The sequence below is a fragment of the Dietzia sp. NPDC055340 genome, from assembly GCF_053645335.1.
On record NZ_JBSHML010000014.1, the window covers coordinates 58975 to 85446 of the forward strand.

Annotated in this window: 25 protein-coding genes; 20 read left to right on the forward strand and 5 right to left on the reverse strand. The window is 70.1% G+C overall.

Going from position 1 to position 26472, the window contains the following annotated elements; genetic code table 11:
* Window positions 1–2 precede the first annotated feature (2 nt).
* The 7 genes from ACWIFB_RS11755 to ACWIFB_RS11785 all read left to right on the forward strand — a co-directional run bounded on the left by ACWIFB_RS11755 (window position 3) and on the right by ACWIFB_RS11785 (window position 6674).
* The gene (locus ACWIFB_RS11755; RefSeq protein WP_454058329.1) at window positions 3–1235 is read left to right on the forward strand and encodes a M50 family metallopeptidase; all 1233 of its coding nucleotides are present in this window, start codon (window positions 3–5) and stop codon (window positions 1233–1235) included.
* A gap of 136 nt (window positions 1236–1371) precedes the next feature.
* Window positions 1372–2520, forward strand: a complete 1149-nt coding sequence (gene ispG / locus ACWIFB_RS11760) for a flavodoxin-dependent (E)-4-hydroxy-3-methylbut-2-enyl-diphosphate synthase (protein ID WP_454058354.1) — start codon at window positions 1372–1374, stop codon at window positions 2518–2520.
* Between the two features lie 3 nt (window positions 2521–2523).
* The gene (locus tag ACWIFB_RS11765; protein ID WP_452099031.1) at window positions 2524–3378 is read left to right on the forward strand and encodes a GNAT family N-acetyltransferase; all 855 of its coding nucleotides are present in this window, start codon (window positions 2524–2526) and stop codon (window positions 3376–3378) included.
* A 144-nt stretch (window positions 3379–3522) separates the two neighbouring features.
* Window positions 3523–3960 carry a hypothetical protein gene (locus tag ACWIFB_RS11770; RefSeq protein WP_454058330.1) on the forward strand — a complete coding sequence of 146 codons (438 nt, stop codon included), beginning with the start codon at window positions 3523–3525 and terminating at the stop codon, window positions 3958–3960.
* Window positions 3960–4103 (forward strand): hypothetical protein, encoded by a 144-nt coding sequence (locus tag ACWIFB_RS11775; protein ID WP_452099029.1) that lies wholly within the window; start codon window positions 3960–3962, stop codon window positions 4101–4103. Before ACWIFB_RS11770 ends, ACWIFB_RS11775 begins: the two co-directional genes overlap by 1 nt.
* Window positions 4104–4215: 112 nt before the next feature.
* Window positions 4216–5091, forward strand: coding sequence for a type I methionyl aminopeptidase (gene map, locus ACWIFB_RS11780; protein WP_452099028.1), 876 nt, complete (start codon window positions 4216–4218; stop codon window positions 5089–5091).
* A 104-nt stretch (window positions 5092–5195) separates the two neighbouring features.
* Window positions 5196–6674 carry a flavin-containing monooxygenase gene (locus ACWIFB_RS11785; protein WP_452099027.1) on the forward strand — a complete coding sequence of 493 codons (1479 nt, stop codon included), beginning with the start codon at window positions 5196–5198 and terminating at the stop codon, window positions 6672–6674.
* Window positions 6675–6752: 78 nt separating this feature from the next.
* Here ACWIFB_RS11785 and mtr read toward each other — a convergent pair whose 3' ends face one another.
* A complete protein-coding gene (gene mtr, locus ACWIFB_RS11790) occupies window positions 6753–8153 on the reverse strand; it encodes a mycothione reductase (protein ID WP_454058331.1) in 1401 nt (466 codons plus the stop codon).
* A 5-nt stretch (window positions 8154–8158) separates the two neighbouring features.
* Window positions 8159–9190, reverse strand: coding sequence for an alpha/beta hydrolase (locus tag ACWIFB_RS11795; RefSeq protein WP_452099025.1), 1032 nt, complete (start codon window positions 9188–9190; stop codon window positions 8159–8161).
* A 153-nt stretch (window positions 9191–9343) separates the two neighbouring features.
* Here ACWIFB_RS11795 and mqo point away from each other — a divergent pair, with 153 nt between their 5' ends.
* Together mqo and cobA are read left to right on the forward strand one after the other, a co-directional pair.
* On the forward strand, window positions 9344–10846 hold the full coding sequence (gene mqo, locus ACWIFB_RS11800; RefSeq protein WP_454058332.1) for a malate dehydrogenase (quinone): 1503 nt from the start codon (window positions 9344–9346) through the stop codon (window positions 10844–10846).
* A 136-nt stretch (window positions 10847–10982) separates the two neighbouring features.
* Window positions 10983–12209, forward strand: coding sequence for a uroporphyrinogen-III C-methyltransferase (gene cobA / locus ACWIFB_RS11805; protein ID WP_452099024.1), 1227 nt, complete (start codon window positions 10983–10985; stop codon window positions 12207–12209).
* A gap of 155 nt (window positions 12210–12364) precedes the next feature.
* Here cobA and ACWIFB_RS11810 read toward each other — a convergent pair whose 3' ends face one another.
* Window positions 12365–13114: a YaaA family protein gene (locus ACWIFB_RS11810; RefSeq protein ID WP_452099023.1), complete on the reverse strand. Its 750-nt coding sequence runs from the start codon at window positions 13112–13114 to the stop codon at window positions 12365–12367.
* 58 nt (window positions 13115–13172) lie between these two features.
* Between ACWIFB_RS11810 and ACWIFB_RS11815 the strand changes: the two genes are divergently transcribed.
* The gene (locus ACWIFB_RS11815; RefSeq protein ID WP_452099022.1) at window positions 13173–14924 is read left to right on the forward strand and encodes a proline--tRNA ligase; all 1752 of its coding nucleotides are present in this window, start codon (window positions 13173–13175) and stop codon (window positions 14922–14924) included.
* Here ACWIFB_RS11815 and ACWIFB_RS11820 read toward each other — a convergent pair whose 3' ends face one another.
* Window positions 14925–15329, reverse strand: a complete 405-nt coding sequence (locus ACWIFB_RS11820; protein WP_452099021.1) for a DUF4439 domain-containing protein — start codon at window positions 15327–15329, stop codon at window positions 14925–14927.
* Entirely contained in the window at window positions 15326–15799 is a 474-nt protein-coding gene (locus ACWIFB_RS11825) for a hypothetical protein (protein ID WP_452099020.1), read from the reverse strand. The genes ACWIFB_RS11820 and ACWIFB_RS11825 overlap by 4 nt, the downstream gene beginning before the upstream one ends.
* Window positions 15800–15903: 104 nt before the next feature.
* Between ACWIFB_RS11825 and ACWIFB_RS11830 the strand changes: the two genes are divergently transcribed.
* The 10 genes from ACWIFB_RS11830 (at window position 15904) to truB (ending at window position 26453) form a co-directional block, all read left to right on the forward strand.
* Window positions 15904–16449, forward strand: a complete 546-nt coding sequence (locus ACWIFB_RS11830) for a ribosome maturation factor RimP (protein ID WP_454058333.1) — start codon at window positions 15904–15906, stop codon at window positions 16447–16449.
* On the forward strand, window positions 16446–17432 hold the full coding sequence (gene nusA / locus ACWIFB_RS11835; protein WP_454058334.1) for a transcription termination factor NusA: 987 nt from the start codon (window positions 16446–16448) through the stop codon (window positions 17430–17432). Before ACWIFB_RS11830 ends, nusA begins: the two co-directional genes overlap by 4 nt.
* Before the next feature lie 143 nt (window positions 17433–17575).
* Window positions 17576–17974, forward strand: a complete 399-nt coding sequence (locus tag ACWIFB_RS11840; RefSeq protein WP_454058335.1) for a YlxR family protein — start codon at window positions 17576–17578, stop codon at window positions 17972–17974.
* Between the two features lie 69 nt (window positions 17975–18043).
* Window positions 18044–20887, forward strand: a complete 2844-nt coding sequence (infB, locus tag ACWIFB_RS11845) for a translation initiation factor IF-2 (RefSeq protein ID WP_454058336.1) — start codon at window positions 18044–18046, stop codon at window positions 20885–20887.
* Window positions 20888–21002: 115 nt separating this feature from the next.
* Window positions 21003–21461, forward strand: a complete 459-nt coding sequence (gene rbfA, locus ACWIFB_RS11850) for a 30S ribosome-binding factor RbfA (RefSeq protein WP_230928791.1) — start codon at window positions 21003–21005, stop codon at window positions 21459–21461.
* Window positions 21458–22438: a DHH family phosphoesterase gene (locus tag ACWIFB_RS11855; RefSeq protein ID WP_452099016.1), complete on the forward strand. Its 981-nt coding sequence runs from the start codon at window positions 21458–21460 to the stop codon at window positions 22436–22438. The genes rbfA and ACWIFB_RS11855 overlap by 4 nt, the downstream gene beginning before the upstream one ends.
* Entirely contained in the window at window positions 22422–23819 is a 1398-nt protein-coding gene (locus ACWIFB_RS11860) for an MATE family efflux transporter (RefSeq protein ID WP_454058337.1), read from the forward strand. The genes ACWIFB_RS11855 and ACWIFB_RS11860 overlap by 17 nt, the downstream gene beginning before the upstream one ends.
* Window positions 23816–24742, forward strand: a complete 927-nt coding sequence (locus ACWIFB_RS11865; protein ID WP_454058338.1) for a metallophosphoesterase family protein — start codon at window positions 23816–23818, stop codon at window positions 24740–24742. The genes ACWIFB_RS11860 and ACWIFB_RS11865 overlap by 4 nt, the downstream gene beginning before the upstream one ends.
* Window positions 24739–25545 carry a 4'-phosphopantetheinyl transferase family protein gene (locus ACWIFB_RS11870; RefSeq protein ID WP_454058339.1) on the forward strand — a complete coding sequence of 269 codons (807 nt, stop codon included), beginning with the start codon at window positions 24739–24741 and terminating at the stop codon, window positions 25543–25545. Before ACWIFB_RS11865 ends, ACWIFB_RS11870 begins: the two co-directional genes overlap by 4 nt.
* Window positions 25542–26453, forward strand: coding sequence for a tRNA pseudouridine(55) synthase TruB (gene truB, locus ACWIFB_RS11875; RefSeq protein ID WP_454058340.1), 912 nt, complete (start codon window positions 25542–25544; stop codon window positions 26451–26453). The genes ACWIFB_RS11870 and truB overlap by 4 nt, the downstream gene beginning before the upstream one ends.
* Window positions 26454–26472: the final 19 nt, after the last annotated feature.

The following is a 26472-nucleotide window of genomic DNA, read 5'->3' on the forward strand; positions in this document are numbered from 1 at the left end:
TCGTGTTGGTCGTGGGGATCATCCTGTTCGCCTTCGGGATCATGTTGTCGATCGTGCTGCACGAGTTCGGCCATATGAAGGTCGCGCAGTGGTCGGGGATGAAGGTCCGCAGGTTCTTCGTCGGTTTCGGCCCGACCGTCTGGTCGACCAACCGTGGTGGGATCGAGTACGGGCTCAAGGCCGTCCCGCTCGGCGGGTTCTGCGACATCGCGGGAATGACGGCGTACGACGAGTTGTCTCCCGAGGACGAGCCCCGGGCGATGTGGCGGCAGGCGTGGTGGAAGCGCGTGGCGGTGTTGTTGGCCGGGCCGGCCATGAACATCCTCCTGGCGGTCGCGCTGTTCTACGGCGTGGCCCTCGGGTGGGGTCTGGTGAACCGGGATGTGCAGCCGATCCCGACCGATCGGGTGGCGGCGGTCGTGGGGGACACCTGCGCGGCCGGGCAGGCGGGGGAGCCGGCGTGTGGACCGGGGCTGGGCCCCGCCGGCGCGGCGGGGATCCTCCCCGGCGACCGGATCATCGCGGTCGACGGTGTGCCGGTATCGAGTTGGGCCGATCTGTCGGAGGAGGTCGCGGGGCTACCCGGCGAGACCGTGCCGGTGGTCGTGGCCAGGGGCGGTGAGGAGACGACGACGACGGCGACGTTGACCTCGTCCACCGTCGACGGGCAGGAGCGCGGTGCGCTCGGTGTGCGGCTCTCGGATGAGGGGATCCCGCAGGAGATCCTGGACGATCCCGCCTATCAGACGGTCAACACCTATGACGTGTGGAGCGCGGTCCCGGCGACGATCGCGTTCACCGGGGACATGGTCGACGCGACCGTGCAGGGGCTCATCTCGTTCCCGTCCAAGATCCCGGCTGTGGCGGCGTCGATCTTCGGGGCCGAGCGGGCCGAGGATTCGCCGGTCTCGGTCGTCGGCGCGAGCCATATCGGCGGGCAGGCGGCCGAGCAGGGCGCGTGGTGGCTGTTCGTGCTGTTCCTGGCCGGGCTCAACCTGTTCCTCGGCGCCTTCAACCTGGTCCCGCTCACCCCGTTCGACGGCGGCCACGTCGCGGTCGTGTTCTACGAGAAGATCCGGGATGCCCTGCGCCGCCTCCGCGGCCTGGCCCCGGGCGGGCCGGCCGACTACGAGAAGCTGGCCCCGGTCACCATGACCGTGTTCGTGCTGTTGATCGGCGTGTCCGCGATCGTCATCACCGCTGATTTCGTCAACCCCATCCTGCTGACCGGGTGATCCCGGCGACTCCTGCTCGCACGCGGTGGCCCCGACCCGGATAATGGCGGGCGGGACTCATCAGCATCCGGCTGCCAAGCCCCTAAGGAAGGCCCTTCACGTGAACGACTCGTCCTCCATCCCCGTCGGTCTGGGAATGCCCGACGCGCCGCTGCCCGCCCTGGCGCCGCGTCGGAAGACCCGTCAGCTGTTCGTGGGACAGGTGGGTGTGGGCAGCGACCACCCGATCTCGGTCCAGTCCATGACCACCACCAAGACCCACGACGTGAACTCGACGCTCCAGCAGATCGCCGAGCTCACGGCGTCGGGCTGCGACATCGTCCGGGTGGCGTGTCCTCGGCAGGAGGACGCGGACGCGCTGGCGACCATCGCCCGCAAGTCCCCGATCCCGGTGATCGCGGATATCCACTTCCAGCCGAAGTACATCTTCGCGGCGATCGATGCCGGGTGTGCGGCCGTGCGCGTCAACCCGGGCAACATCAAGGAGTTCGACGGGCGGGTCAAGGAGGTCGCCAAGGCGGCCGGGGACGCCGGGATCCCCATCCGGATCGGCGTTAACGCCGGTTCTCTTGATCCGCGTCTGCTGGCCAAGTACGGCAAGGCCACCCCCGAGGCACTGGTCGAGTCCGCGGTCTGGGAGGCCTCACTGTTCGAGGAGCACGGGTTCGGTGACATCAAGATCTCGGTCAAGCACAACGACCCGGTGATCATGGTGGAGGCCTACCGTCAGCTCGCGGCCCGGACCGACTACCCACTGCACCTGGGCGTGACCGAGGCCGGCCCGGCGTTCCAGGGCACCATCAAGTCGTCCGTGGCGTTCGGGGCACTGCTCTCCGAGGGCATCGGCGATACCATCCGTGTCTCCCTCTCCGCACCTCCGGCGGAAGAGATCAAGGTCGGCACGCAGATTCTTCAGTCGCTCAACCTGCGACCCCGCAAGCTCGAGATCGTCTCCTGCCCGTCGTGTGGGCGCGCGCAGGTGGACGTCTACAAGCTCGCCGATGAGGTCACGGCCGGCCTCGAGGGCATGAGCGTCCCGCTGCGCGTCGCCGTGATGGGCTGCGTCGTCAACGGCCCGGGCGAGGCCCGTGAGGCGGATCTCGGCGTGGCATCCGGAAACGGCAAGGGGCAGATCTTCGTCAAGGGTGAGGTCATCAAGACCGTCCCCGAGGCGATGATCGTCGAGACGTTGATCGAGGAGGCCATGCGGATCGCCGAGGAGATGGGCGAGCCCGTCGGAGAGGCCGCGGAGGGCCAGGGCCCCCAGGTCAAGGTCACGCGATAGGCCGTGACCGACACGGTTGCCCCACCTTCCGGGGTCGGTGACTGCCGGGAGGTCGGACCCGGAGAGTCCGCCGCGGTCTCGCGCGTACTCGCCGCCGATCCCTACGTGTCTGCTCCGGCCGCCGAGAAGTTCATGCTCTCGGGCGTCGCCGGGGGAGCGGACGGTCGCTTCCTCACCCGTGGCGGGCCGGAACGATCGCTGGTGTTCGTGGGCAACTCTGTTCTCCCGATCACCGGGGCCGCCGAAGATCACGCGGCGCTCGGCCGCGCCGTGGTCGACATGGGTTTCGGACCGATGTCGGTACACGGCCGTCGGGACCAGGTCGCGCTCCTGTGGCCGTCGCTGCGATGTGGCTGGGGCCCCGCCCGAGAGCACCGGACGGCGCAGTTCCTGATGAGGCTGGGGTCACCGGTCGATCCGGCCCTGGTCCTGGACGGGATCCGACCCGCCACGTTGCAGGAGTTCGACCCGGTACTCGCGGCCGCCGCGGACATGTATCGGGAGGAGTTGCTGGCCGACCCGTTCGCCGTGGGCGCCGGCGCTCCTTTCCGGCGGCGCGTGGCGCGGTCAGTGGCGCGCGGCAGAACCTGGGTCGGTGTCGACCGGGGCCGGGTGTACTTCAAGGCCGACGTCGCCGCGGTCTCCCCGCGCGTGGCGCAGATCCAGGGAGTGTGGGTCGAGCCGGCGCTCCGGGCAACAGGGCTCGGCGCCGGTGGCACGGCCGCCGTCTGTAGCGCCCTCCAGTCCCGCGGGCTGACCCCGTCGCTGGTGGTCAACGGCTCCAACGCGCCCGCGCGAGCGGCGTACCGTCGGGTCGGGATGGTCGACGTGGTCGACTACGCGACGATCCTCCTGTGAGGGGTGGGCCGCACGATCCGGGCCTTCGGCGGTCCCGGGGTGTTGTGGGACAATCGAGTCGAACCGTCAACCCGTCGACGCCGAGTGGTCTTCGAGCAGTGATCACGCAGCCCCGGATGTCGACATCGAAAGGTGCCACCGCCGATGACCGCGCCCGAGACCGATCGCGCCACTCCGGATCACGACGCGGGGGCAGCTGCCGGTGACCCGCGATTCCGGTCGGATGCCGCAGCGGACCGGGTGATGCGGCGCCTGCTGCGCGTCGACGGACTCGATTCGTCCGCCAGCACGGGCGCCCACCGTGCGTTCCGGACGTCGGTGCTCGTCTCCGCCGTGAGGTGTCTGATCACCTACCTGTTGATCCCGATCCTCGTCCCGCTGCTCAGCCTCTCCGGTTGGGTCGCGGCGCCGATCGGGATCGTGTTGTGCGTGATCGCGGTCGTCAACGGCGTCGTGAGTGTGCGCCGCTTCTGGATGGCGGACCACCCTCGCCGCTGGGTGTACACGGGCTTCATGGCCGTCGTGTTCGTCATCCTCGGGGTGGCGATGGTCTCCGAGCTCCACCGGATGGGGGTGATGTGATGGAGTCGCACGAGAACCCGGACACCGAGGTCGAGCCCCGGAGCGGGCAGCAGCCGGCGGGTAGCTCGCGGGGCGAGGTGATCTCGATGGTCCTGTTCGGACTGATGGTGATCATCGCCTCGGTGTGCTTCGTGATCTGGTGACCCCACTCGCGTCCGGCCGTGTCCGTCCGGTCACGACCGGATGCCGCTGGTTCCGGGTCTCGTCGCAGGAGGGCGTGCGGCCGGGTCCCGGGAACGCGCCTATCCTTGGGGCATGACCGCCTCGACCCGTCCGCCCCTCGTCCCCGGCACGCCGACCCCGATTCGCACCGTGCCCGAGTCCATCCCGCGCCCGGAGTACGCGTGGCGAGACCGGGTCGACGAGGCGAACGGCGAGGCGTGGGTGCAGCCGCCCGAGGTGATCGAGGCCATGCGGGTGGCCAGCAGGCTCGCCGCGGACGCGCTGGTGCTCGCCGGCGAGGCCGTCGCCCCCGGGACCACCACCGACGAGGTCGATCGCGTGGTGCACGAGTTCCTGTGCGACAACGGTGCCTACCCGTCGACTCTCGGTTACAAGGCGTTCCCCAAGTCGTCCTGCGTCTCGCTCAACGAGGTGATCTGTCACGGTATCCCGGACAGCACGGTCATCGAGGACGGCGACATCGTGAACGTCGACGTCACCGCCTTCATCCACGGCGTGCACGGCGACACCAACGCCACGTTCTTCGCCGGTGAGCCCCGCGAGGAGATCCGACTCCTCGTGGAGCGGACCCGCGAGGCGATGAACCGGGGGATCAAGGCCATCCGGCCGGGCCGTGAGGTCAACGTGATCGGTCGCGTCATCGAGTCGTACGCCCGGCGATTCGATTACACGGTCGTGCGGGAGTTCACCGGCCACGGGGTCGGCCCCACCTTCCATAACGGTCTCGTCGTTCTCCACTACGACGACCCGAGTCGGACCGAGGTCCTCGAGCCGGGGATGACATTGACCGTGGAGCCGATGATCTCGCTCGGTGGTCCGGGCTTCGACGTCTGGGACGATGACTGGACCGTGACGACCGCGGACAAGGCCTGGACCGCGCAGTTCGAGCACACCGTCGTGGTGACCGAGGACGGGTACGAGATCCTGACGCTGCCCTCCGCACGCTGAGGTCCCGCTCGTCGCACGGCCCTCGAGGAGGCCCGAAATTCGATTTGGACGTATGTCCCACTAAGTCCTCCCGCCAGTGGACAACAGGGTGCATACTGTCCACCATGATCGACACCCCCAGCGGACCCGTGGACCAGATCGACCTCCTCGTCCTGGGAGCCGGCTTCGGCGGCATCGCGATGGCTGACAGGCTGCTCGGCGACGGCCGTGGCCGGGACTTCCTCGTGCTGGAAAGGGCCGAGGAGGTCGGCGGAACCTGGCGCGACAACACGTACCCCGGCTGTGCCTGCGACGTGCCCACGGCCTTGTACTCGTTGTCCCGCCACGCCCATCCGGGCTGGTCGCACTCATTCGGGCGGCAGCCGGAGATCTTCGCGTACCTGAAGTCCGTGGCGGACCGGATCGGACTGCGGGACCGCCTCGTGACCTCGTGTGAGGTGGAATCGGCGAAATGGGATGCCGAGAGTTCCCAGTGGGTCGTAGACACGAGCAGGGGGCGGATCCGTGCGCGCCATCTCATCGCGGCCACCGGAGCGCTCTCCGCACCCTCCGTTCCGAATCTCCCCGGGCTCGAGGACTTCGAGGGAGAGGTCTTCCACTCCGCGCAATGGCGCCATGACATCCCGCTCGAGGGCAAACGAGTGGCGGTGGTGGGCACGGGGGCATCCGCGGTCCAGTTCGTCCCGGAGATCGCACCGACCACCAGACACCTGACCGTGTTCCAACGGACGCCGGGCTGGGTCCTCCCGCGGCTCGACCGGAGCATCTCCGAGTCCCGGCGGCGGTGGTATTCGCGGATCCCGCTGCTGCAGCGGATCGTGCGTGGGCGCATCTACCTCGGGCGCGAGTTGTACGTGGTCGTCTTCACCCGTGCGCAGTTCCTCCTCCGGTTCTACGAGATGTTCGCGCGCTTCTACCTGTTCCTCCATGTGCGGGACCGGAAGATGCGTAAGGCACTCACCCCGGACTTCTCGATCGGATGCAAGCGGATCCTGCTGACCAGCAGGTGGCTGCCCGCCCTGACCCGGCCGGATGTCACGCTCGTACCCGACGCGGCGTCTGCGGTCACGCCGACCGGGCTGGTATCCGGCGACGGAACCGAGATCCCCGCCGACGTGATCATCTTCGGCACCGGTTTCCAGCCGTCCGAGCCGCCCATCTCGCGGGTCGTCACCGGCTCGGACGGTCGTACTCTGGCCGAGCACTGGGGCGGCAGTCCGCGCGCACACAACGGTGTCACGGTCGCCGGCTTCCCGAATCTGTTCCTGATGTACGGGCCCAACACGAACCTCGGGCACTCGTCGATCGTGTACATGCTCGAGTCCCAGGCCGAGCACATCGGCACGCTGCTCGACCTGTCGGACCGGGCGCGCCACAAGACCATCGAGGTCCGCGGAGACGTGCAGTCCGAGTACGCCGACCGTATGGACCGGGAGCTCGCCAAGACCGTGTGGAACGAGGGGGGCTGCTCCAGCTGGTACTTCGACTCCAGCGGACGCAACTCACTGCAGTGGCCGAGCTTCACGTTCCGCTATCGCGAGCAGTTGAGGAACCTCGACCCGTCCGACTTCGTCGTGGGCTGACCCGGGTCGCGGCGGCGTTGGCCGCGGGCAATGGCGAGGGCCGGCACACCAGACGGCGTGCCGGCCCTTCGGGCTGCGTCAGAAGCCGCGGTCGGGGAAGTCGAGGCCGAGGAGCGCGTTCTCGACGACCTCGGCCATCGCGGGGTGGATCCAGTACTGGCGGCGGGCCATGTCGGGCACGGTCAGCCCGAACTCCATGCCCTGGATGAGGATCTGGATCAGGGACGGTGCGTGGGCACCCATGATGTGGGCACCCAGCAGGTGGCCGGTTGACCGATCGGCGATGAGCTTGCAGCAGCCGACCGAGTCCTCCATCGCCCAGCCGTAGGCCACGTCGCCGTAATCCTGGGTCTTGACCGTGATGTCGTGGCCGGCCGCACGCGCCTCGTCCTCGGTCATGCCGACCGACGCGATCTGCGGCCACGTGAATACGGCGTACGGGACGTTCGTGTGATGGAACGGCTGCAGGTCGTCGGGGTGATGCAGGTTGTGTCCGAGCACACGCTGCTCGTGGTTGGCGACGTGCTTGAGCTGGAACGGCGAACTCACGTCGCCCAGCGCCCACACGCCCTCGGCGGAGGTGCGACCGAACTCATCCACCTGAACGCGGTCGCCGTCCATGGCGATCCCGGCGGAGTCGAGCCCCAGCAGGTCTCCGTTGGGGGTGCGGCCGGTGGCGACCAGCAGCGAGTCCGCCGCGCAGGTCGAGCCGTCCTCGAACGTGATCTCCACGCCCCTGTTGTCCTCACCGGTGGCGGTCATGGTGGTGATGTGCTGCCCGAGCCGGACGTCCCAGTGGCCGCGCGCACTCTCGGTGAACCGTTCGGCGAGCTCGCGGTCGAGGTGCTTGAGAAGTACGTCCGAGCGGCCGATGACGGTGACCTCCACTCCCAGCGACGAGAACACGTGGGCGAACTCGCACGCGATGAACCCCGAGCCCTGGATGACCATCGACCGCGGCAGCTCGGGGATCCGCATCACGTCGTCACTGGTGTGGTAGTCCACGCCCGACTCCGTGACGATCTCGGGGATCGACGGCCGCGCGCCGGCGGCGATCACGACCTCATCGGCGGTGATGATCTCGCCGGTGCCGGTGTCGATGGTGCGAGGTCCCACGAAGGTCGCGTGACCGTCGTAGACCGTGACGTTCTCGCACCGGTGTCGCCGGTAGTCCTCGCCACTCGAGGCGATGGGGTCGATACGCCGGTCGAACACCCGGGAGACCATGTCCTGCCAGCGCACCCCGTCCAACGTCGCGTCGACGCCGTAGGTCCCTGCGTGCGCGACGGAGGTCGCGGTGTCCGCCGCGTAGACGAACATCTTGGTCGGGATGCAGCCCACGTTGAGGCAGGTGCCGCCGAACGACCCCTTCTCACAGATCGCGACGGATTTGTCGGCGAAGGACTCGTCGATCAACGAGTTGCCGCTGCCCGTGCCGATCACGATGAGATCGAAGTGGCGCGAGGGGGTCTGCGTCATGGGGGTCAGAACTCCTTGGTGGGTGAGGACAGGGTGTGGTCCAGCCAGGTCCCCAGGCGGTCGAAGACCACCTCGAGAACGTCGGGCCGGGAGAGGAAGACATCGTGCCGCGCTCCCTCGACGGGCACCTCGGTGACCTCGGCGGACACCCGGTCGGCGAAACGCTCCATCGAGCGCACGTCGAGGATGAGATCGGTGTCCACGTCGACACGCGCGCCGCGCCTGCCGACCGACGAGGCCGTGGACCGGAGCAGGAGGACCGGCAGCGGCAGGTCGAGGCCGCGCTGCAGACGCCGTTGGGCCCGTCGGACGGCGGCCAGCCATCCTGCGCGTACGCCAACCCCACCCGGGGGCTTGAGCGTGACGTCGTAGTGGAAGTCCCCGTCGTGCTCCGCGTGCGTGCTCGTGACGTAGAGGTCCGAGGACGGCAGAGGGAGCCGGTAGTAGGGGCGCACCGAGGCGATCGTCCGGATGACCGGGTCGAGGATCCTTCGAGTCCGGTCCGGGACATCGAGTTGGAACCAGGGCGAGTTCAGGATCAGTCCCACGACGGGGTCGAGCCGACCGCCGTCACGCCGGCGGGCGAGCCACAGGGGAACGACCAGGCCGCCCGTGGAATGTGCGGCGACGACGACAGGGAGTCCGGGATGTTCGGAGGCGATCACCGCGAGTGACTGATCGAGCTCGTCGTCGTATCTGTCCAGGTCGGTGATGAAATGCGGCGTCAGCCCCTCCCGCCTCGAGCGGCCGCACTTGCGCAGGTCGACACCGTAGGTGGCGATGCCCCGCGCGGCGAGGAACTCCGCCAGGTGCGTGTGGAAGAAGTAGTCCGACAACCCGTGGACCACGAGTACGACCGCGACCGGATCCGCAGGTGCCTCCTCGTGCCGGACCAGCGTGGCAGAGATCGGCCCCTCGCCGTCCGGGTCCATCCCCAGCGGCAGTTCACGACGTCGGTAGGCCGGGCCGAGAAGGTCGGGGGTCCACTCTGCGGCGGATCCGGAGCGCCCGGCGGGATCAGAAGCGGAACTGGACACGGCGACCACCCTAGTCCGGTATGGCGGGCCCCCGGACCGGTGTGCCCTGCCGGTCGGGCCGTGAGTAGTCTTGTAGCCCTCAGGTCGCGGGCTCCCGCCGGGGTCCGCGACGACTGGAAATTCGGGTCCACGACCAACGAGCGAGGGTAGCCGGTGACTGCAGACCAGGTGGCAAAGCACGGAACGACGGATGTGGCGCTCATCGGCGCCGGCACCATGAGCGCGACGCTCGGTGCCCTGCTGCGTCGACTCCAGCCGGACTGGGACATCCAGATCTACGAGCGGCTCGAGGGGCCCGCGTTGGAGTCCTCCGACGCCTGGAACAACGCCGGTACCGGACACTCCGCGCTGTGCGAGCTCAACTACTCGCCGAAGACCGCCAGCGGGGACGTCGACATCACCAAGGCCGTGAGCGTAAACGAGAAGTTCCAGGTCTCCCGGCAGTTCTGGTCGTACGCGGTGGAGAACACCCTGCTCGGTGATCCGACCGAGTGGATCCGGCCCGTGCCGCACATGAGTTTCGTGACCGGCCGGGACGGTCAGGACTACCTGCGCAAGCGCTACGACAAGCTCGCCGGGCACCCGCTGTTCCCGGGCATGGAGCACACCACCGACTTCGGCGAACTCGAGCGACTCGTCCCGCTGATGGCGCGCGGTCGTTCGCCCGAGCAGCCCTTCGCACTGAGCCATTTCGCGGGAGGCACCGACGTCAACTTCGGCGCCCTCACCCGCCAGTTGGTCAAGTACCTCACCCGAACCGGGACCGAGGTCCACTACCAGAACCAGGTCAAGGATCTGGAGCGCAACACCGACGGGACCTGGCGCCTCACCGTGGCCAACCGCCACACCGGTGACGAGCGCACGGTCGACGCGAAGTTCGTCTTCGTCGGGGCCGGCGGCGGCGCCCTGCACCTGCTGCAGAAGTCGGGCATTCCCGAGATCAAGGGGATCGGTGGCTTCCCCGTGGGCGGCCAGTGGCTGCGCTGCACCAACCCCGAACTCGTCGAGCAGCACCAGGCCAAGGTCTACAGCCAGGCCTCCGTGGGCGCACCGCCGATGTCGGTTCCGCACCTGGACACCCGTGTCATCGACGGCAAGAAGGGCCTGCTGTTCGGCCCCTTCGCCGGCTGGACCCCGAAGTTCCTCAAGATGGGCAGCTTCATGGATCTGCCGAGCAGTGTCCGAGCCGGCAACCTGCTGCCCATGGCGAACATCGGCCTCACCGAGATGGGTCTCGTCAAGTACCTCGTCACCGAGCTCGCCAAGAACCACGGCGCCCGTGTCGACACCCTGCGCGACTTCGTGCCCTCGGCCCAGGACGGCGAGTGGGAGAAGGTCGTCGCCGGACAGCGCGTCCAGGTCATCAAGCCCAAGCCCGGTGGTCGGGGCGGCACCCTGGAGTTCGGCACCGCCGTGGTCAACGCCGCGGACGGGTCGATCGCCGGCCTGCTGGGCGCGTCGCCCGGCGCCTCGACCGCCGTGGACGCGATGGTCGACGTGCTCCGTCGCTGCTTCCCGACCCGTTTCGCGGAGTGGACCCCTGCGCTGGAGGAGATGATCCCCTCGCTCGGTCGCGACCTGGCCGCGGATCCCACGCTGTTCACCGAACAATTCGAGCGCTCCACCCGCACGCTGAAGCTCGACCAGAAGGTCTGACACTCAGCACCGCCCGCGGGACGCCGCCACGCCACATCCCCCGACCTGCGTCCGCGCGAGGTCGGGGGATGTCTGTCATCACGGACACGGCGGCCCAGGGCGGGGAACGCGATCAGGGGCCGATAGGATCGACCGCATGATCCGGCCCGTGAACCCGTACCCCGTCGGCCTGGAGCTGGAGGGCCGTCGAGTCGTGGTGATCGGCGGTGGATCCGTGGCCCAGAGGCGCATCCCCGTCCTGCTCGAGTCCGGGGCCGCCGTCCACCTGGTGAGTCCGGAGATCACCCCCACGCTGCAGGGACTGGTCGATGCCGGCCGCATCTGGTGGCAGTCCAGGGAGTACCGGAGCGGGGACCTCGAAGGCGCCTGGTACGTGGTCGCGGCCACCAAGGACTCGCTCGTGAACGCCCGGGTCGCCGCCGAGGCAGAGCAGCTGCGTACGTTCTGCGTCCGCTCGGACGCGGTGAGCTCCGGGACCGCGGTCACCCCGGCAGTCGTCCGTCGCGGCCAGATGCTGGTCTCGGTTCTCACCGGGGACCGGGCACGGACCGCGGAGGCGCGGGACGTGGTGGCGCGCGCCCTGAGCGAGGCGGCTGCGGAGTCGCCCGAACTCGACGAGACGCTGCGCGGGACCGTGGCGCTGGTCGGCGGCGGGCCCGGCGCGGACGACCTCATGACCATCCGCGGCCGTCGGCTGCTGGCGCAGGCCGACGTCGTGGTGGCCGACCGGCTCGCGCCCCAGCGTCCGCTCGCCGAACTCCGGCCCGACGTGGAGGTCGTCGATGCGGCGAAGATCCCCTACGGCCGTTCCATGGCGCAGGAGGCCATCAACCAGGTGCTGGTGGAGCGGGCACGCGAGGGCAAGTTCGTCGTGCGACTCAAGGGCGGCGACTCGTTTCTCTACGGCCGTGGTTATGAGGAGGCCCAGGCGTGCGCGGAGGCGGGGATCCCGTGCTCGGTGGTGCCCGGGGTCTCCAGTGCGCTGTCCGTGCCGGCGCTGGCGGGGATCCCGGTGACCAACCGGGGGATGACGCACGAGGCGACGATCGTCTCCGGGCACCTCCCGCCCGGGCACGCCGACTCGCTCGTGGACTGGCAGGCGCTCGCGCGCATGCGCGGAACGCTGGTGATACTGATGGGCGTCAAGAACACGCCGGCGATCGCCGAGGCGCTCGTGGCCGGCGGCAGGGACGCGAACACCCCGGCTGCCGTGGTCATGGACGGCAGCCTCGAAGGTCAGGCGACACACCGGTGCACTCTCGGAACGCTCACGGCGGTGCTGGCGGAGAAGGACGTCCGCCCGCCGGCCATCGTGGTGGTGGGCGAGGTGGCCGGGCTCCCGCAGGTGCTGTCCGAATCCTGAGGGGCGGACCGCAGCCGCCCGACTCGGGCGTCATGGGGCCGTGAGCGCCCGTAAGAAGGTCGGTTTCCTGTCCTTCGACGATGTCACCACGGTTGGGCGACCGTCGGGGGGCCGGCCCCACCGAGCGGCGCCGGTGTCGTCGTCGTCCTTCTTCCTCAGGGTTCCGTGACCAGGGTCAGGACGGTGTCCGAGGTCCGTTCGATCGCGTGCCCGGCACGGCGGGCGACCCGCAGCAGCGAACCGAGATCCGACAGTTCGGCGCGCGAGGTCGCGAGCGTCCGCGCCAACAGCCCCTTGTGGTGCTTGGAGAAATGCGAGACGACCTTGCGGGTGCCGTCCGGGTACTCGGTGACCACATCCACGGTCACCGCGCCGGGCACCGGGCCCAGCTGGTGGTAGCCACCGGATCGTAGGTCGAGTACGAGCTCCTCCGCCCACTCCGCGACCGCGTCGGTGAGGGCGGTGCGCCACGTCGCCCGGAGCGTCCCCAACCCGGGCAGCTGGGTGCCCGCCGACAGCCGGTAGTGGGGGATGGGGTCCGCGGCGGCCACCAGTCCGAACAGCGCCGAACCGATCCACAGGCGCGCCTCGGCGCGCGCCCGGGTGACCTTGGTGAACGAGGCCTGGTCGAGGGCGTCGTACAGCACCCCCGTATATCGGCTCAGCGCCGGAGCGGTGGGAGATGTCCACAGCTCGGCGTCCAGCGTCACCTCGCCGGCCAGGGCGTCGCTCAGACCGAGCACGCGCTGGGCCTCGCCTGGATCGTCCGTGCATACCGCGACCAGTGCATCCGCGACCGTGCGACGGGTCGCGGTCAGTGACGGCAGGGACAGTCCGGCCAGGTCCAGGGGGGCCCCGGAGCCGCCGACGGACTTGGTCTCGGAGGGCGAGAGGAGGATGCGCACCCGCCAGAGGCTACCGTCGGGCCGGGCGCGCGCCGCGGGGCGGCTACGCTTGACCACCGTGATCACGCGTCTGTCCCACCTTTTCCTGCGCACGCTCCGCGACGACCCGTCCGACGCCGAGGTGCTGAGCCACAAACTGCTGGTGCGCGCCGGCTATGTCCGCCGTGTCGCGCCCGGCGTGTACTCGTGGCTCCCGCTCGGCCTGCGCACGCTCCGCCGCATCGAACAGGTGGTGCGCGAGGAGATGAACGTCTTCGGCGCGCAGGAGATCAGCCTGCCCGCGCTGCTGCCGCGTGAGCCGTACGAGACCACCGGCCGGTGGACCGAGTACGGCCCGGCGTTGTTCCGGCTCAAGGACCGCAAGGGCAACGACATGATGCTCGGCCCCACCCACGAGGAGCTCTTCACGCTCACCGTCCAGGGCGAGTACTCCTCGTACAAGGACCTGCCCGTCACGCTGTACCAGATCCAGACCAAGTACCGCGATGAGGAGCGGCCGCGGGCGGGCATCCTCCGTGGGCGCGAGTTCGTCATGAAGGATTCGTACTCCTTCGACGTCGACGACGCCGGTCTCGAACGGTCCTACCAGTCGCACCGCGACGCGTACCAGCGCATCTTCGACCGGCTCGGCATCGAGTACGTGATCTGCGCGGCGACCTCCGGGGCCATGGGCGGCTCCGCGTCCGAGGAGTTCCTCGCCGTATCCGCCGCGGGTGAGGACACCTTCGTCCGGTCGACCGACGGCGAGTACGCGGCCAATGTCGAGGCCGTCGAGACCCCGGCGCCCGCGGCGCTTCCGTTCGACGGTCTCCCCGAGGCCGTCGTGCACCCCACGCCGGACACCCCCACGATCGAGACCCTCGTCGCGTGGGCCAACGGTGCCGACCTCGGACGGGACATCTCCGCGGCGGACACGCTCAAGAACGTCATGCTCAAGGTCCGTGAGCCGGGCAAGGACTGGGAGTTGCTCGGTGTGGGTGTCCCGGGCGACCGCGAGGTCGACATGAAACGCATCGAGGCCGCGCTCGAGCCGGCCGAGGTCGCGGTGCTCGAGGAGGCAGATTTCACCGCCAACCCGTTCCTGGTCAAGGGTTACATCGGTCCCCGGGGCCTGCTGGCGAACGAGGTCCGCTACCTCGTGGACCCGCGGGTCGCGGAGGGCACGTCGTGGATCACCGGGGCGGATGTGGCGGGAAAACACTACGTCGGACTGGTCTGCGGCCGTGACTTCACGCCCGAGGGCACGATCGAGGCGGCCGACGTCCGCGAGGGAGACCCCGCCCCCGGTGGCCACGGAACCCTGACGCTCGCCCGTGGCATCGAGATCGGCCACATCTTCCAGCTCGGCCGCAAGTACACCGATGCCTTCGGGTTCGACGTTCTCGGAGAGAACGGCAAGCCCGCCCGCGTGACGATGGGCTCCTACGGAATCGGTGTCTCTCGTCTCGTCGCGGTGCTGGCGGAGCAGTTCGCCGACGAGAAGGGTCTGGTGTGGCCCGCCGAGGCCGCTCCCGCGGACGTGCACGTGGTGATCGCGAACAAGGACGAGGCGGCGATCAGCGGCGCGGGCACCCTCGTGGAGGCGTTCGACAGGGCCGGGCTGGAGATCCTCTTCGACGACCGCAAGGCGTCGCCCGGGGTGAAGTTCAAGGACGCCGAACTGATCGGCGTGCCGTGGGTCGTCGTGGTGGGGCGCGGTTGGTCCGAGGGCACGGTGGAGCTGCGTGAGCGGGCCACCGGCGAGGTCACCCAGATCGCCGTCGACGGGGCCGCCGAGGAGATCATCCGCCTCGTCCGCGCCGAGCGCTGATCAGGTAGCCGGCGGGAACCCGGGCAGCGCCTCGAACGGCGCTCCCGGGATCAACGTCCGCCACCGGGCGAGTTGGACCGCCGCGGCGGTGAGCGCGTCCAGGCAGAACTGTCGGCGATCGGGTTCCGCGGAGGTGCCCAACTGGGCCCGCCACGCCTCGCAACAGTCCGACTCGATCCGGATCGCGAGGAGCACCGGGGCGGTGGGTGTGTCCGGCCCGGCGAGGTACCCGACCGGCGCGGGCGGGGAGTCGGGCCACAGTTCCTCCGCGGCATCGCGGCGCGCCCGGTGCGCGGCCAGTTCACGCCGGACAGCACCGTGGATCGAGCCGTCCGCTGTCGCCAGCAGGAGTCCGTAGCCGTAGACGGCGGCGTCCTCTGCCGCCAGACCGACCGGAGTCGTCACGAGAGCTCCACCTCCACTGCCGCGGTGCACGCCGCCGAGACCGACCCGGTCAGTTCGGCCCGGGCCCCGTCGGCGGCCACCGCCACGTCCGCGGCCTGCTCGGCGTCGCCGCGAAGCCGGGATCTGACCTCGGCGACGGGCGGGCAGGACGTGGCGGCCCCGGGAGGGGGCGTGGTGGTCGCCGTACCCGACGCCGCGGGGTCGTCGACGAGTTCCCCCAGACGCTCGGCGTGGATCCGACGGACCTCGGCGAGACGCCGGAGGGCGCCAGCGTACTCGCCGTGGGACGCGTCCGCCGCGGCGAACTCGCGTGCGTCGCGCTCGGCGGCGCGAATGAGCTCGAGGATCGGGTCGGGACTGTCGTCGCCGGTCGGGACCGCGCACCCGGTGGCCACCGCCAGACCCACGACGCCGGAGGACACGGCCAGGAATCGGCGCCGCGAGAGCGCCACGGGGGAGGAGCTGAGCACCCCGACATCCTGCCAGGGGCGGGGGATCAAGGGCGGAGGCGGTACAGTGATTCGGCCCGTCCGTGATCCGGACCGGCCCTCGAAAGCCGCACACCAGGAGCACAGTGATCGTCCCCGAGCCCGACAGGGCCCACATTCGTAAGGCGGTCTCGGACCGCGGACTCGACCTCGAGGAACTCCGAGAGGACGAACGCGCTGGAACCTGGCGTGTGACCGTCGTCGTGGACGGCGACGGGGGCGTATCGCTGGACACTCTCGCCGCATTGTCGACCGAGCTGGATCCGCTCGCGGAGCAGTGGGGTGGAGCCGAGCGGCCGGTGACCCTGGAGGTGACGAGCCGGGGCGTCGACGCGCCCCTCGTCGAGCGCCGCCATTGGCGTCGCGCGCACGGTCGCCAGGTCGACATCGAGTACACCGACGGCGCGACGGGGCCGGCCCGCGGCCGGGTCGGCGAGATGGACGAGACCGCCGGCAGCGTGCGCATCGTGTCGAAGTCTGGTCGAGGGATCAACGTCGGCTCGGTAGCGTTGGACGACGTGGCCAGCGCCGTGATCAGGGTCGAGTTCCGGCCCGCCCCCCAGGACGAGATCGACCTGCTGCAGGAACCGGGCCAGACCGGGAGCGGTGCGCGAGAAGGAGAAGATCGGTGAATATCGACATGGCGGCACTGAACATGCTGTCGCAGGAACGTGAGATCCCCCTGGACGAGCTCGTCTCGACGCTGGAGAACGCTCTTCTCACCGCTTACAAGCGGACCGATGACGCCCACCGTGTCGCGCGGATCGTGCTGGATCGCAAGGCCGGAACCGTGGCCGTGATGGCCGCTGAGGTCGACGACGAGGGCAACCGCATCGGTGAATTCGACGCGACCCCGTCGGATTTCGGGCGGGTGGCCGCGGCGACGGCCCGCCAGATCATCCTGCAGCGCCTGCGCGAAGCCGAGACGGAGAAGATCTACGGCGACCTCGTGGCCCGCGAGGGCGAGGTCGTCAGCGGCGTCATCCAGTCTGATTCCCGCGCCAACGCCAAGGGGATCATCGTCGTGCACATCGGCCCGGAGAACGGGGGGACCGAAGGGACCATCGCGCCGGCGGAGCAGGTTCCGGGGGAGACCTACGAACACGGCGACCGGATCAAGTGCCACGTGGTGGGAGTGCACAAGGGCCCCCACGGGGCGTCGGTATCGCTGTCGCGCACCCACCCGGACCTGGTCCGTGGGCTCTTCGCCCTCGAGGTGCCGGAGATCGGTGATTCCTCCGTGCGGATCGCCGCGGTGGCCCGCGAGGCGGGCCACCGCACCAAGATCGCGGTGGAGACGACCGTGTCCGGACTCAACGCGAAGGGTGCGTGCATCGGGCCCAACGGCGCCCGGGTGCGGGCGGTCATGGCGGAGTTGGGCGGCGAGAAGATCGACATCGTCGACTACGACGACGACCCCACCGTTTTCGTCGGTAACGCCCTCTCCCCGGCCAAGGTGATCTCCGTGACGGTCGCGGACGAGGCCACTCGCGCCGCACGGGTGGTCGTTCCCGACTATCAGCTCTCGCTCGCGATCGGCAAGGAGGGGCAGAACGCCCGCCTCGCTCATCGCCTCACCCAGTGGCGCATCGATATCCACAGCGACGCCGAGTGAGCGCACGCCGTGGGCCCGCTCCCACGCGGTCGGGCGCGCCGTTAGTGTCGACACCCCGTTATCTGTAGACTGATCAGTTGTCACAGTGACTTCACGTCCACCTGCCCCGTACGGGCGAGGCGGCGAGAAACCGAGGCGGCCGGATGCGGGTACGTAAGGACCAGCGCGAAGGCCCTGCCGAGGTAGCGGGACCCACAAGGACCTGCGTCGGCTGCCGTGGCCGGGATTCGGACTCCCGGCTCCTGCGGATCGTTCACGATCCGCGATCGGCTGCACTCTCGCCCGATCCGCGCCGCAGGGCGTCGGGACGAGGAGCCTGGGTGCATCGCGACGAGCGGTGCATCAGGACAGCACTCGACCGCAAGGCCTTCATCAGGTCGCTGCGAGTCGCCGGGAACGTGTCCCAGGATGCGATCTCGGGGGTGCTCGAGGCGGTACGTCTCGAGCACGACACCACCCGCCGGCCGAACGGCCCGGTAGGGGGAGCACAAGAAAAGGAACGGATCAGACACGATGAGCACACCGTGAAGCTCCAGCGATGAACGTCCATCGAATGTAGACCGAGGTCGCGCGGCCAGCCCTGCCGTGAAGACCTCGCAGTGAGGAGAGCAGTGGCAGGCAAGCCCCGGGTACACGAACTGGCAAAAGAGTTCGGTATCACCAGTAAAGAACTTCTGACGAAACTCCGCGATCAGGGGGAGTTCGTCAAGTCGGCGTCATCGACGCTCGAGGCACCGGTGGTCCGGCGTCTTCGTGAGTCGCTCGCGCCGGCGGGTGGCAACGACGCCGCCCCGTCCGCCAAATCCGGCACGACCTCCGCGCCCAAGCCCGGCGCGGCGGGGAAGCCCGGCCCCCGTCCGGGCGCCGATCCGCGCACCGCCGCGCCCTCGCCGGCGTCGGCCGCCAAGCCCGCTGCTCCCGCCGCGGGTCCGAAGCCCGGTGCCGCACGGCCCACCCCGGCCCAGGCCGGGAAGCCGGCTGATGCGGCGTCGAAGCCAGGCACCTCCGCGCCCAAGCCCGGCGCTGCTCGGCCCACCCCGGCCGCGCCCGAGGCCCCGGCGGCATCGGCACGTCCGGCTCCCGGACCGCGTCCGGCCGGACCGAAGCCGGGTCCCAAGACCCCGCGCGTCGGCAACAACCCGTTTTCGAGCGGCACCACCCCGGCGCCGCGGCCCCAGGGCGGACCCCGCCCAGGACCCGGCCAGTCCGGCCCGCGTCCCGGTCCGGGGCAGGCCGGCCCCCGCCCGGGTGGCTCCCGTCCCGCACCGGGCCAGGGTGGACCCCGTCCGCCGCAGCGTCCGAGCGCACCGGGCCAGGGTGGTCCCCGCCCGTCTCCCGGCAACATGCCGCCGCGTCCCAACCCGGGTCAGATGCCCGGCCAGGTCGCGCGTCCCGCCGGCGGCCGTGGTCGCCCGGGCGGTCCGGGCGGCCGTCCCGGCGGCGGCGGTTTCCGCCCCGGCGGTGGAGGCGGCGCCCCTGCTGCAGGTGGCGGCGGTTTCCGCGGTCGTCCGGGTGGCGGCGGCCGTGGCCGCGGCGGTGCCGCGGGCGCGTTCGGCCGTCCCGGCGGCGCCCCCCGGCGTGGTCGCAAGTCGAAGCGGCAGAAGCGTCAGGAATACGATTCGATGCGGGCACCGGAGGTCGGCGGCGTCCGGCTCCCGGACGGTCGCGGGCAGGTCCTGCGGCTGGCCCAGGGTGCGTCGCTGAGCGACTTCGCCGACAAGATCGACGTCAACCCGTCACAGTTGGTCCAGGCGCTGTTCAACCTCGGCGAGATGGTCACGGCCACGCAGTCGGTCACCCCGGAGACGCTTCAACTCCTCGGTGAGGAGATGGGCTTCAAGGTCCAGGTCGTCAGCCCTGAGGACGAGGACCGTGAGCTCCTCGAGTCGTTCGACCTGTCCTTCGGTGAGGACGAGGGCGGCGAGGACGATCTCGAGCGTCGTCCCCCGGTCGTCACCGTCATGGGTCACGTCGACCACGGTAAGACCCGGCTGCTCGACAGCATCCGGTCCGCGAAGGTCGGCGAGGCCGAGGCCGGTGGCATCACCCAGCACATCGGTGCCTACCAGGTCACGTCCGAGGTGGACGGTGTCGACCGCACGCTCACCTTCATCGATACCCCGGGTCACGAGGCGTTCACCGCCATGCGTGCCCGCGGTGCCAAGTCGACGGACATCGCGGTCATCGTGGTCGCGGCGGACGACGGCGTGATGCCGCAGACGGTCGAGGCGATCAACCACGCGCAGGCGGCTGAGGTGCCGATCGTGGTGGCGGTCAACAAGATCGACAAGGAAAGCGCCCAGCCCGACAAGATCCGCGGTCAGATGACCGAGTACGGACTCGTGCCGGAGGAGTACGGCGGCGACACCATGTTCGTCGACATCTCCGCCAAGCAGGGCCTGAACATCGACTCGTTGCTCGAGGCGATCGTCCTGACCGCGGATGCGTCTCTGGACCTGCGGGCGAACCCGGATATGGACGCGCAGGGTGTCGCCATCGAGGCGCACCTGGACCGCGGTCGCGGCCCTGTCGCCACGGTGCTGATCCAGCGCGGTACCCTCCGCGTCGGCGACTCGATCGTCGCCGGTGACGCCTACGGCCGCGTCCGTCGGATGGTCGACGAGCACGGCGACGACGTCACCGAGGCGACCCCGTCGCGTCCGGTGCAGGTCATCGGTCTCACCAGTGTCTGTGGCGCCGGCGACACCCTGATGGTTGTCGAGGAGGACCGCACCGCACGGCAGATCGCCGACCGTCGTAACGCGCGCAAGCGCAATGCGCTGGCCGCACGCAGCCGTCGCCGGATCAGCCTCGAGGATCTGGATTCGCATCTCAAGGAGACGAGCCAGCTCAACCTCATCATCAAGGGCGACAACTCCGGTACCGTCGAGGCCCTCGAAGAGGCCCTCATGGCTATCGAGATCGACGACGAGGTGCAGCTGCGGGTGATCGACCGCGGTGTCGGTGCCGTCACCGAGACCAACGTCAACCTGGCGGCCGCGTCCGACGCGGTGATCATCGGGTTCAACGTCCGCGCGGAGGGCAAGGCCACCGAGATGGCCAACCGCGAGGGCGTCGACATCCGGTACTACTCGATCATCTACCAGGCGATCGACGAGATCGAGGCTGCGCTCAAGGGCATGCTCAAGCCGATCTACGAAGAGAAGCAGCTCGGACAGGCGGAGATCCGCGAGATGTTCCGCTCCTCGAAGGTGGGCAACATCGCCGGTTGTATGGTGCTCGACGGCATCATGCGGCGTAACGCGAAGGCCCGGCTCATCCGCGACGGCAACGTCGTCCAGGAAGAGATGACCATCACGTCGCTCCGGCGCGAGAAGGATGACGCCACCGAGGTCCGCGAGGGCTTCGAGTGCGGTCTGACGGTGTCGTACTCCGACATCAAGATCGGCGACATCATCGAGACGTACGAGCTCGTGGAGAAGCCGCGCGACTGACGTCGCCGGTCACGACCGTGGGGGCAGGTTCCGTGGAGAACGGGCCTGCCCCCACGGCATGCTGTTGGAGAATCGTCGCGCCTGGTGCGACCAGACCATGTTCAGGAGGAGCGCCATGACCGGAAAAGGACGCGCCGGACGGCTCGGCAAGCGCATCGGGGAGATCGTCGCCACGGCGATCGACAACGAGATCAAGGACCCGCGTCTGGAGTTCGTGACCATCACCGATTCCCGCATCACCCCCGACCTCCGGGTGGCGACGCTGTACTACACCGTCCGCGGTGAGACGCTCGACGAGGAGCCGGACCTCGCGGCCGCGGAAGACGCCCTGGCCACGGCGCGGGGTCGGCTGAGGACGATGGTCGGCAAGCAGACCGGGGTGAAGTTCACCCCGGAGCTGACTTTCGTGCTGGACTCCGTGCCCGATGCGGCTCGCCACATGGAGGAGCTGCTCGCCAGGGCCCGCGCAAGCGACGAGGAGGTCCGGAGGGCGGCGGAGGGCGCCCGCCCGGCGGGGGAGGAGGACCCGTACCGGCGGCCCGAGGAGGCGCAGGCGGAGGACGACGACCGGTGACGATCCCGGTCGACGCCCGGGCGGCGGCGGAGGTGCTGATGCGGCACCGGCAGGTGACCGTGCTCTGTCACCTCCGTCCCGACGCGGATGCGCTCGGCAGTTCCGCCGGCCTGGCGCGCGCACTCCGCGCCGCCGGCGCGGCGGTGTACCACTCGTTCGACCCCGGCCGGGTTCCGGAGGCTCTCGCGGTGATCCCCGGGACCGAGTTCGTGATCCCGTTGGACGAGGTCCCCGCGCATGACGGGCTGGTGGTGACGCTCGACTGCGCGAGCGCTGACCGTGTCGGACGCTGGGATCATCTCGCCGAGGCCGCCTCGGAGGTCCTCGTCGTGGACCACCATCGGTCGAACCCCGGCTTCGGCAGCCACATGCTGTTGGATCCCGAAGCAGCCTCGACGGCCACACTCGTCCTCGACGTGTTGCGGGCCGGCGGGTATCCACTCGACCCGGTGGCCGCGACGAGCCTGTACGCCGGGTTGGTCACCGACACCGGCTCCTTCCGCTGGGGTGGGCCCGGCGCCCACGCCACCGCGAGTGAGCTTCTCGCGGCCGGGGCGGAGTCGTCCAAGCTGAGCTTCGCACTCCTCGACGCGCATTCTTTCTCGTGGCTGCCGGTTCTGGGTGCACTCCTCGAGACGGTCACTCTCGACGTGTCCGCCGTGGGCGGACGAGGAGCGGTCTGGCTCGCCGTACCTCACCGGGTCATCGCGACCTCTGACGAGGATGACGTCGAATCACTGGTCTCCCATCTGCGTGGGGTCAAGGAGGCGTGTGTGGCGGTGCTGCTCAAGGAGTACCGGCCGCAGGAGTGGGCGGTGTCGCTTCGTTCCCGCGACGGCGGCCCGGGCCGGGGCGTCGTCGACGTCTCGACGGTGGCCGCGGCCCTCGGCGGCGGCGGCCATCCGGCCGCGGCCGGATGCACGATGAGTGGTGACCTCGAGAGCATCTCGAAGAGGCTCCGTGAGCTCCTCGGCTGACCGTTCGACCGCGGACTCCTCTCGCGCGACCGTCGGGGTGGGGGAACTCGGCCGGAGGCTGTGGTCGATCGCGTTGCCCGTCCTGCCGGTGCTCGCCGCAGAGCCGGTCTACCTCCTGGTCGACGGGATCGTGGTGGGACGCCAGGGCCCGCAGGATCTCGCAGCGCTCGGGGTCGGCGCCCTCGTCCTGCTGGTGCTCGGAACCCAGATGAACTTCCTGTCCTACGGGACCACCGCGCGCGCGGCCCGGCTGCACGGCGCGGGCCGACGCTCCGATGCGGTGGCGGAGGGCGTCCAGGCCACGTGGATCGCTCTGGCGGTGGGCGCCGTCGTCGTGGCCGCGGTCCTGGCACTGATGGGCCCGCTGACGGCTGTGCTCGCCTCCGACGCGGAGGTCGCCGCACGAGCGTCGGAGTGGTTGCGGGTGGCGGTGTGGGGGATCCCGCTCATACTCATCGCCTCGGCGGGCCACGGTTGGATGCGCGGTGTGCAGCGGCTACGGACACCGCTCGTGCTGGTGGCACTGGGCATCGGTATCTCGACCATTGGCTGTGTGGTGTTCGTTCCCGGTCTCGGGCCGTTCCCGGAGTTCGGGTTGATCGCGAGTGCCTGGGCCAACCTCGCGGGTCAGTTCGTCATGGCCGGCGGCTTCGTCGTGGCGCTCGTCGTGGAGCACTCCGGTTCCCTTCGGCCGCGCCGCGCGGTGATCGTGAGCCAGCTGCGGATGGGCGTCGATCTGGTGATCCGGACCGCGTCCTTCCAGATCACGTTCGCCGTCGCGACGACCGCTGCGGCGGCCGCGGGCGTGTCCTCGCTCGGCGCCCACCATCTCGCCCAGCAACTGTGGGCGCTGTACGCGCTCGTGTTGGACTCCGTGGCGATCTCCGCGCAGTCCCTGGTGGGTGCGGCGCTCGGGGCGGGACTCGCCGCGCACGGCCGTGCGTTGGCCCGCGCGGTGGTGCTGTGGTCGCTGGGGCTGGGCGTGGTCCTGGCGCTGGCGACCGTGCTGCTGCGCGACCAGATCGCGGCCGTCCTGACCGGCGGTCCGGACGTGGCCGGACGCCTGGTGGTGGCCCTGATAGGGATGTCGGTGGTGGTGGTCCCGGCGGCGGTCGTGTTCGGCCTCGACGGCGTCCTCCTGGGCGCCGGGGACGCCGCGTATCTGCGGACCACGACCGTGATCGCGGCGCTGTGCGGATTCCTTCCGGTGCTGCTGGCCACCCGCCACTTCGGCTGGGGCCTCGTCGGCATCTGGTGGGGGATGGGGGTGTTCGTGATGATGCGCTTGATCGCCGTGGCGATCCGGGTACGCGGGGACCGCTGGATGGTGCTCGGCTCCGCCACTCCGGGCGGCTCGTCCGGGCGGGAGGCGGCGCGATGAGCGTCGGTCCGAGCCTGCGGGCGGTGGCCGACCTGCACGTCGGGCACCGTGGCAATGCCGGGGTGCTGGACGACATCCGGCCGCACCACCCCGGGGACTGGCTCATCGTGGCGGGGGATGTCGCGGAGAAGACCGGGGATATCCTCGACGCACTCGGGCAGCTTGCCAGCCGGTTCGACAGGGTGCTCTGGGTGCCGGGTAACCACGAGCTGTGGATCGGTCGGGACGACGAGGGCACCAGTTCCACCACGAAGTACGACCGGCTGGTCGAGGAGTGCCGGGCGATCGGTGTGGTGACCCCGGAAGACCCGTACCCGCTGTGGGCGGGCCCGGGCGGACCGGCGTGGGTGGTGCCGATGTTCCTGCTGTACGACTATTCGTGGACCCCGGTCCCGGGGCAACCCACCGCGGCAGCCCTGGCGGGTGCCCGCGAGAGGCGCGTGGTGGCCTCGGATGAGTTCCTCATCGACCCGAGCCCGTTCCCGGACGCGCCGTCGTGGTGCCGTGACCGTCTGGTCAGCACCACCACGCGCCTGGCCCGGCTCGACCCCGCGTATCCCACGGTGTTGATCAACCACTGGCCACTGCTGCGTGATCCCACACGTGTCCTCCGGCACCCGGACTTCGCCCTGTGGTGCGGCACCGAGCAGACGGCGGACTGGCACCGCCGCTACCGGGCCGCCGCGTGCGTCTACGGCCACCTGCACATCCCGCGCACGACCATCCACGACGAGGTCCGCTTCGAGGAGGTCTCGCTGGGCTATCCGCGCGAGTGGAAGGGCCGCGGCAGGCCCGAGCCGTTGACGCGTCAGATCCTGCCGCCGCCGGCCGCCCCTCAGGTCCGTTGGGTTCGAGGGGAGTCGGGGATGCCGCGTATCGCCCGGCCGGGGGAGCCCGGCCCGTACCTGGAGGACGCACCGTGATCCGCGAGATCCTGCCGCCGGACGTGGTGTCGGTGACCGACGCCGAGCTGGGCCTGGATGAATCGGCCGTGGTGGCGGCGATGTACCCCGTCGAGGCGGAGCAGATCAGTAACGCGGTCGCGTCCCGCCGCGCGGACTTCGCCTGGGCGCGGGCGTGCGCCCGCGAGGCCATGACCCGTCTGGGAGCGCCGGTCGGGCCGATCGTGCGGGGCGGGAAGGGGATGCCGGTGTGGCCGCCGGGCGTGGTGGGCACGCTCACCCACACCGACGGTCTGCGCGCGGCCGCGCTCGGGTCCGCGGGACGTGTGAGGTCGCTGGGGGTCGATGTGGAGCCGCACGAACCGCTCGCCGCGGGGGTGCTCGACGCGGTCTCGCTGCCGGAGGAGGCGGCGTGGGTGCGCGCGGTCGGCGTCGAGCTGCCGTCGGTGCACTGGGACACGCTCCTGTTCACGGCGAAGGAGGCCACGTATAAGGCGTGGTTCCCGCTCACCCGCCGTTGGCTGGGCTTCGCCGACGCGCACGTCACCCTGGCGCCGGACCCGCCCCGCGGCGGGGCTCACGCCGGAGCCAACGACCGCGCCGACGACCGCGACAGCGCCGACAACAAGCACGACAACGACGACGACAACAGCAGCCACACCGTGTTCGCCGGCGCCCTGCGTTCCCGGATACTCGTCGACCCCCGGGCGATCGACGGGGGGCCGGACCTGGTCGAGTTCCACGGCCGCTGGGTGGTCCGTGACGGCTATGTGGCCTCGGCGATCGTGCTCCGGCCCGCCGGTCTCGATAGCGTGGGCCCGTGAGCCCGCGCAGACCAGACTCCCGCCCCGCACCCGAGCCCGGACTCGTGGTGGTCGACAAACCTGCCGGGATGAGCAGCCACGATGTGGTCAGCCGTCTGCGCCGATTCTTCGGCACCCGCAAGGTCGGTCACGCCGGGACCCTCGACCCGATGGCGACCGGCGTCCTCGTGGTGGGCATCGAGCGCGCGACCAAGATCCTGGGTCAGCTCGCGCTGGAGACCAAGTCGTATGAGGCGACGATCCGCCTCGGGCAGACCACCACCACCGACGACGCCGAGGGGGAGACCACCGGCACCACCAACGCCTCCGGTGTCACGGATGAGGCGATCGACGCCGGTATCGCGGCCCTGACGGGTGAGATCGACCAGGTTCCCTCCGCCGTGAGTGCGATCAAGGTCGGCGGACGGCGGGCCTACGACATCGTGCGCTCGGGGGAGGAGGTCGAGCTCAGGTCCCGCCGCGTGACCGTCTCGGGATTCGACGTCCTCGAACGGGTGCGTGGTGGGGAGGTGATCGACCTCGTCGTCGTCGTAGACTGTTCCACCGGTACCTATATCCGGGCGCTCGCGCGTGACCTCGGTGCGGCCCTCGGCGTCGGCGGACACCTCATCGCACTACGGCGCACCCGCGTCGGGCCGTTCGGACTCGACGTGGCCCGCTCCCTGGAGCAACTCGAGGAGGACCCGGCACTGTCCCTCGACCTCGACGCCGCGGCGCTGGCCGCGTTCCCCCGCCGCGACATCGACGCGGAGCAGGCCGAAGGGCTACGGCACGGACGGTGGCTCGACGCGCGGGGCGACACCGGCGTCGTCGCCGCGGTCGGTCCCGACGGGCGCGTCGCGGCACTCGTGGCCGAGTCCGGCAGGCGTGCCTCCCCCGTGGTGGTCATGCGACCGGCCGGGCTGTGACCGGCGGGCGTAAGGTGGT

Coding starts and splice junctions, on each gene's coding strand:
- cobA (WP_452099024.1), top strand. CDS start 10,983: ATGATCCGGCCCGTGAACCCGTACCCCGTCGGCCTGGAGCTGGAGGGC.
- ACWIFB_RS11840 (WP_454058335.1), top strand. CDS start 17,576: ATGCGGGTACGTAAGGACCAGCGCGAAGGCCCTGCCGAGGTAGCGGGA.
- map (WP_452099028.1), top strand. CDS start 4,216: ATGACCGCCTCGACCCGTCCGCCCCTCGTCCCCGGCACGCCGACCCCG.
- ACWIFB_RS11865 (WP_454058338.1), top strand. CDS start 23,816: ATGAGCGTCGGTCCGAGCCTGCGGGCGGTGGCCGACCTGCACGTCGGG.
- ACWIFB_RS11775 (WP_452099029.1), top strand. CDS start 3,960: ATGGAGTCGCACGAGAACCCGGACACCGAGGTCGAGCCCCGGAGCGGG.
- ACWIFB_RS11785 (WP_452099027.1), top strand. CDS start 5,196: ATGATCGACACCCCCAGCGGACCCGTGGACCAGATCGACCTCCTCGTC.
- ACWIFB_RS11770 (WP_454058330.1), top strand. CDS start 3,523: ATGACCGCGCCCGAGACCGATCGCGCCACTCCGGATCACGACGCGGGG.
- ispG (WP_454058354.1), top strand. CDS start 1,372: ATGCCCGACGCGCCGCTGCCCGCCCTGGCGCCGCGTCGGAAGACCCGT.
- mtr (WP_454058331.1), bottom strand. CDS start 8,153: ATGACGCAGACCCCCTCGCGCCACTTCGATCTCATCGTGATCGGCACG.
- rbfA (WP_230928791.1), top strand. CDS start 21,003: ATGACCGGAAAAGGACGCGCCGGACGGCTCGGCAAGCGCATCGGGGAG.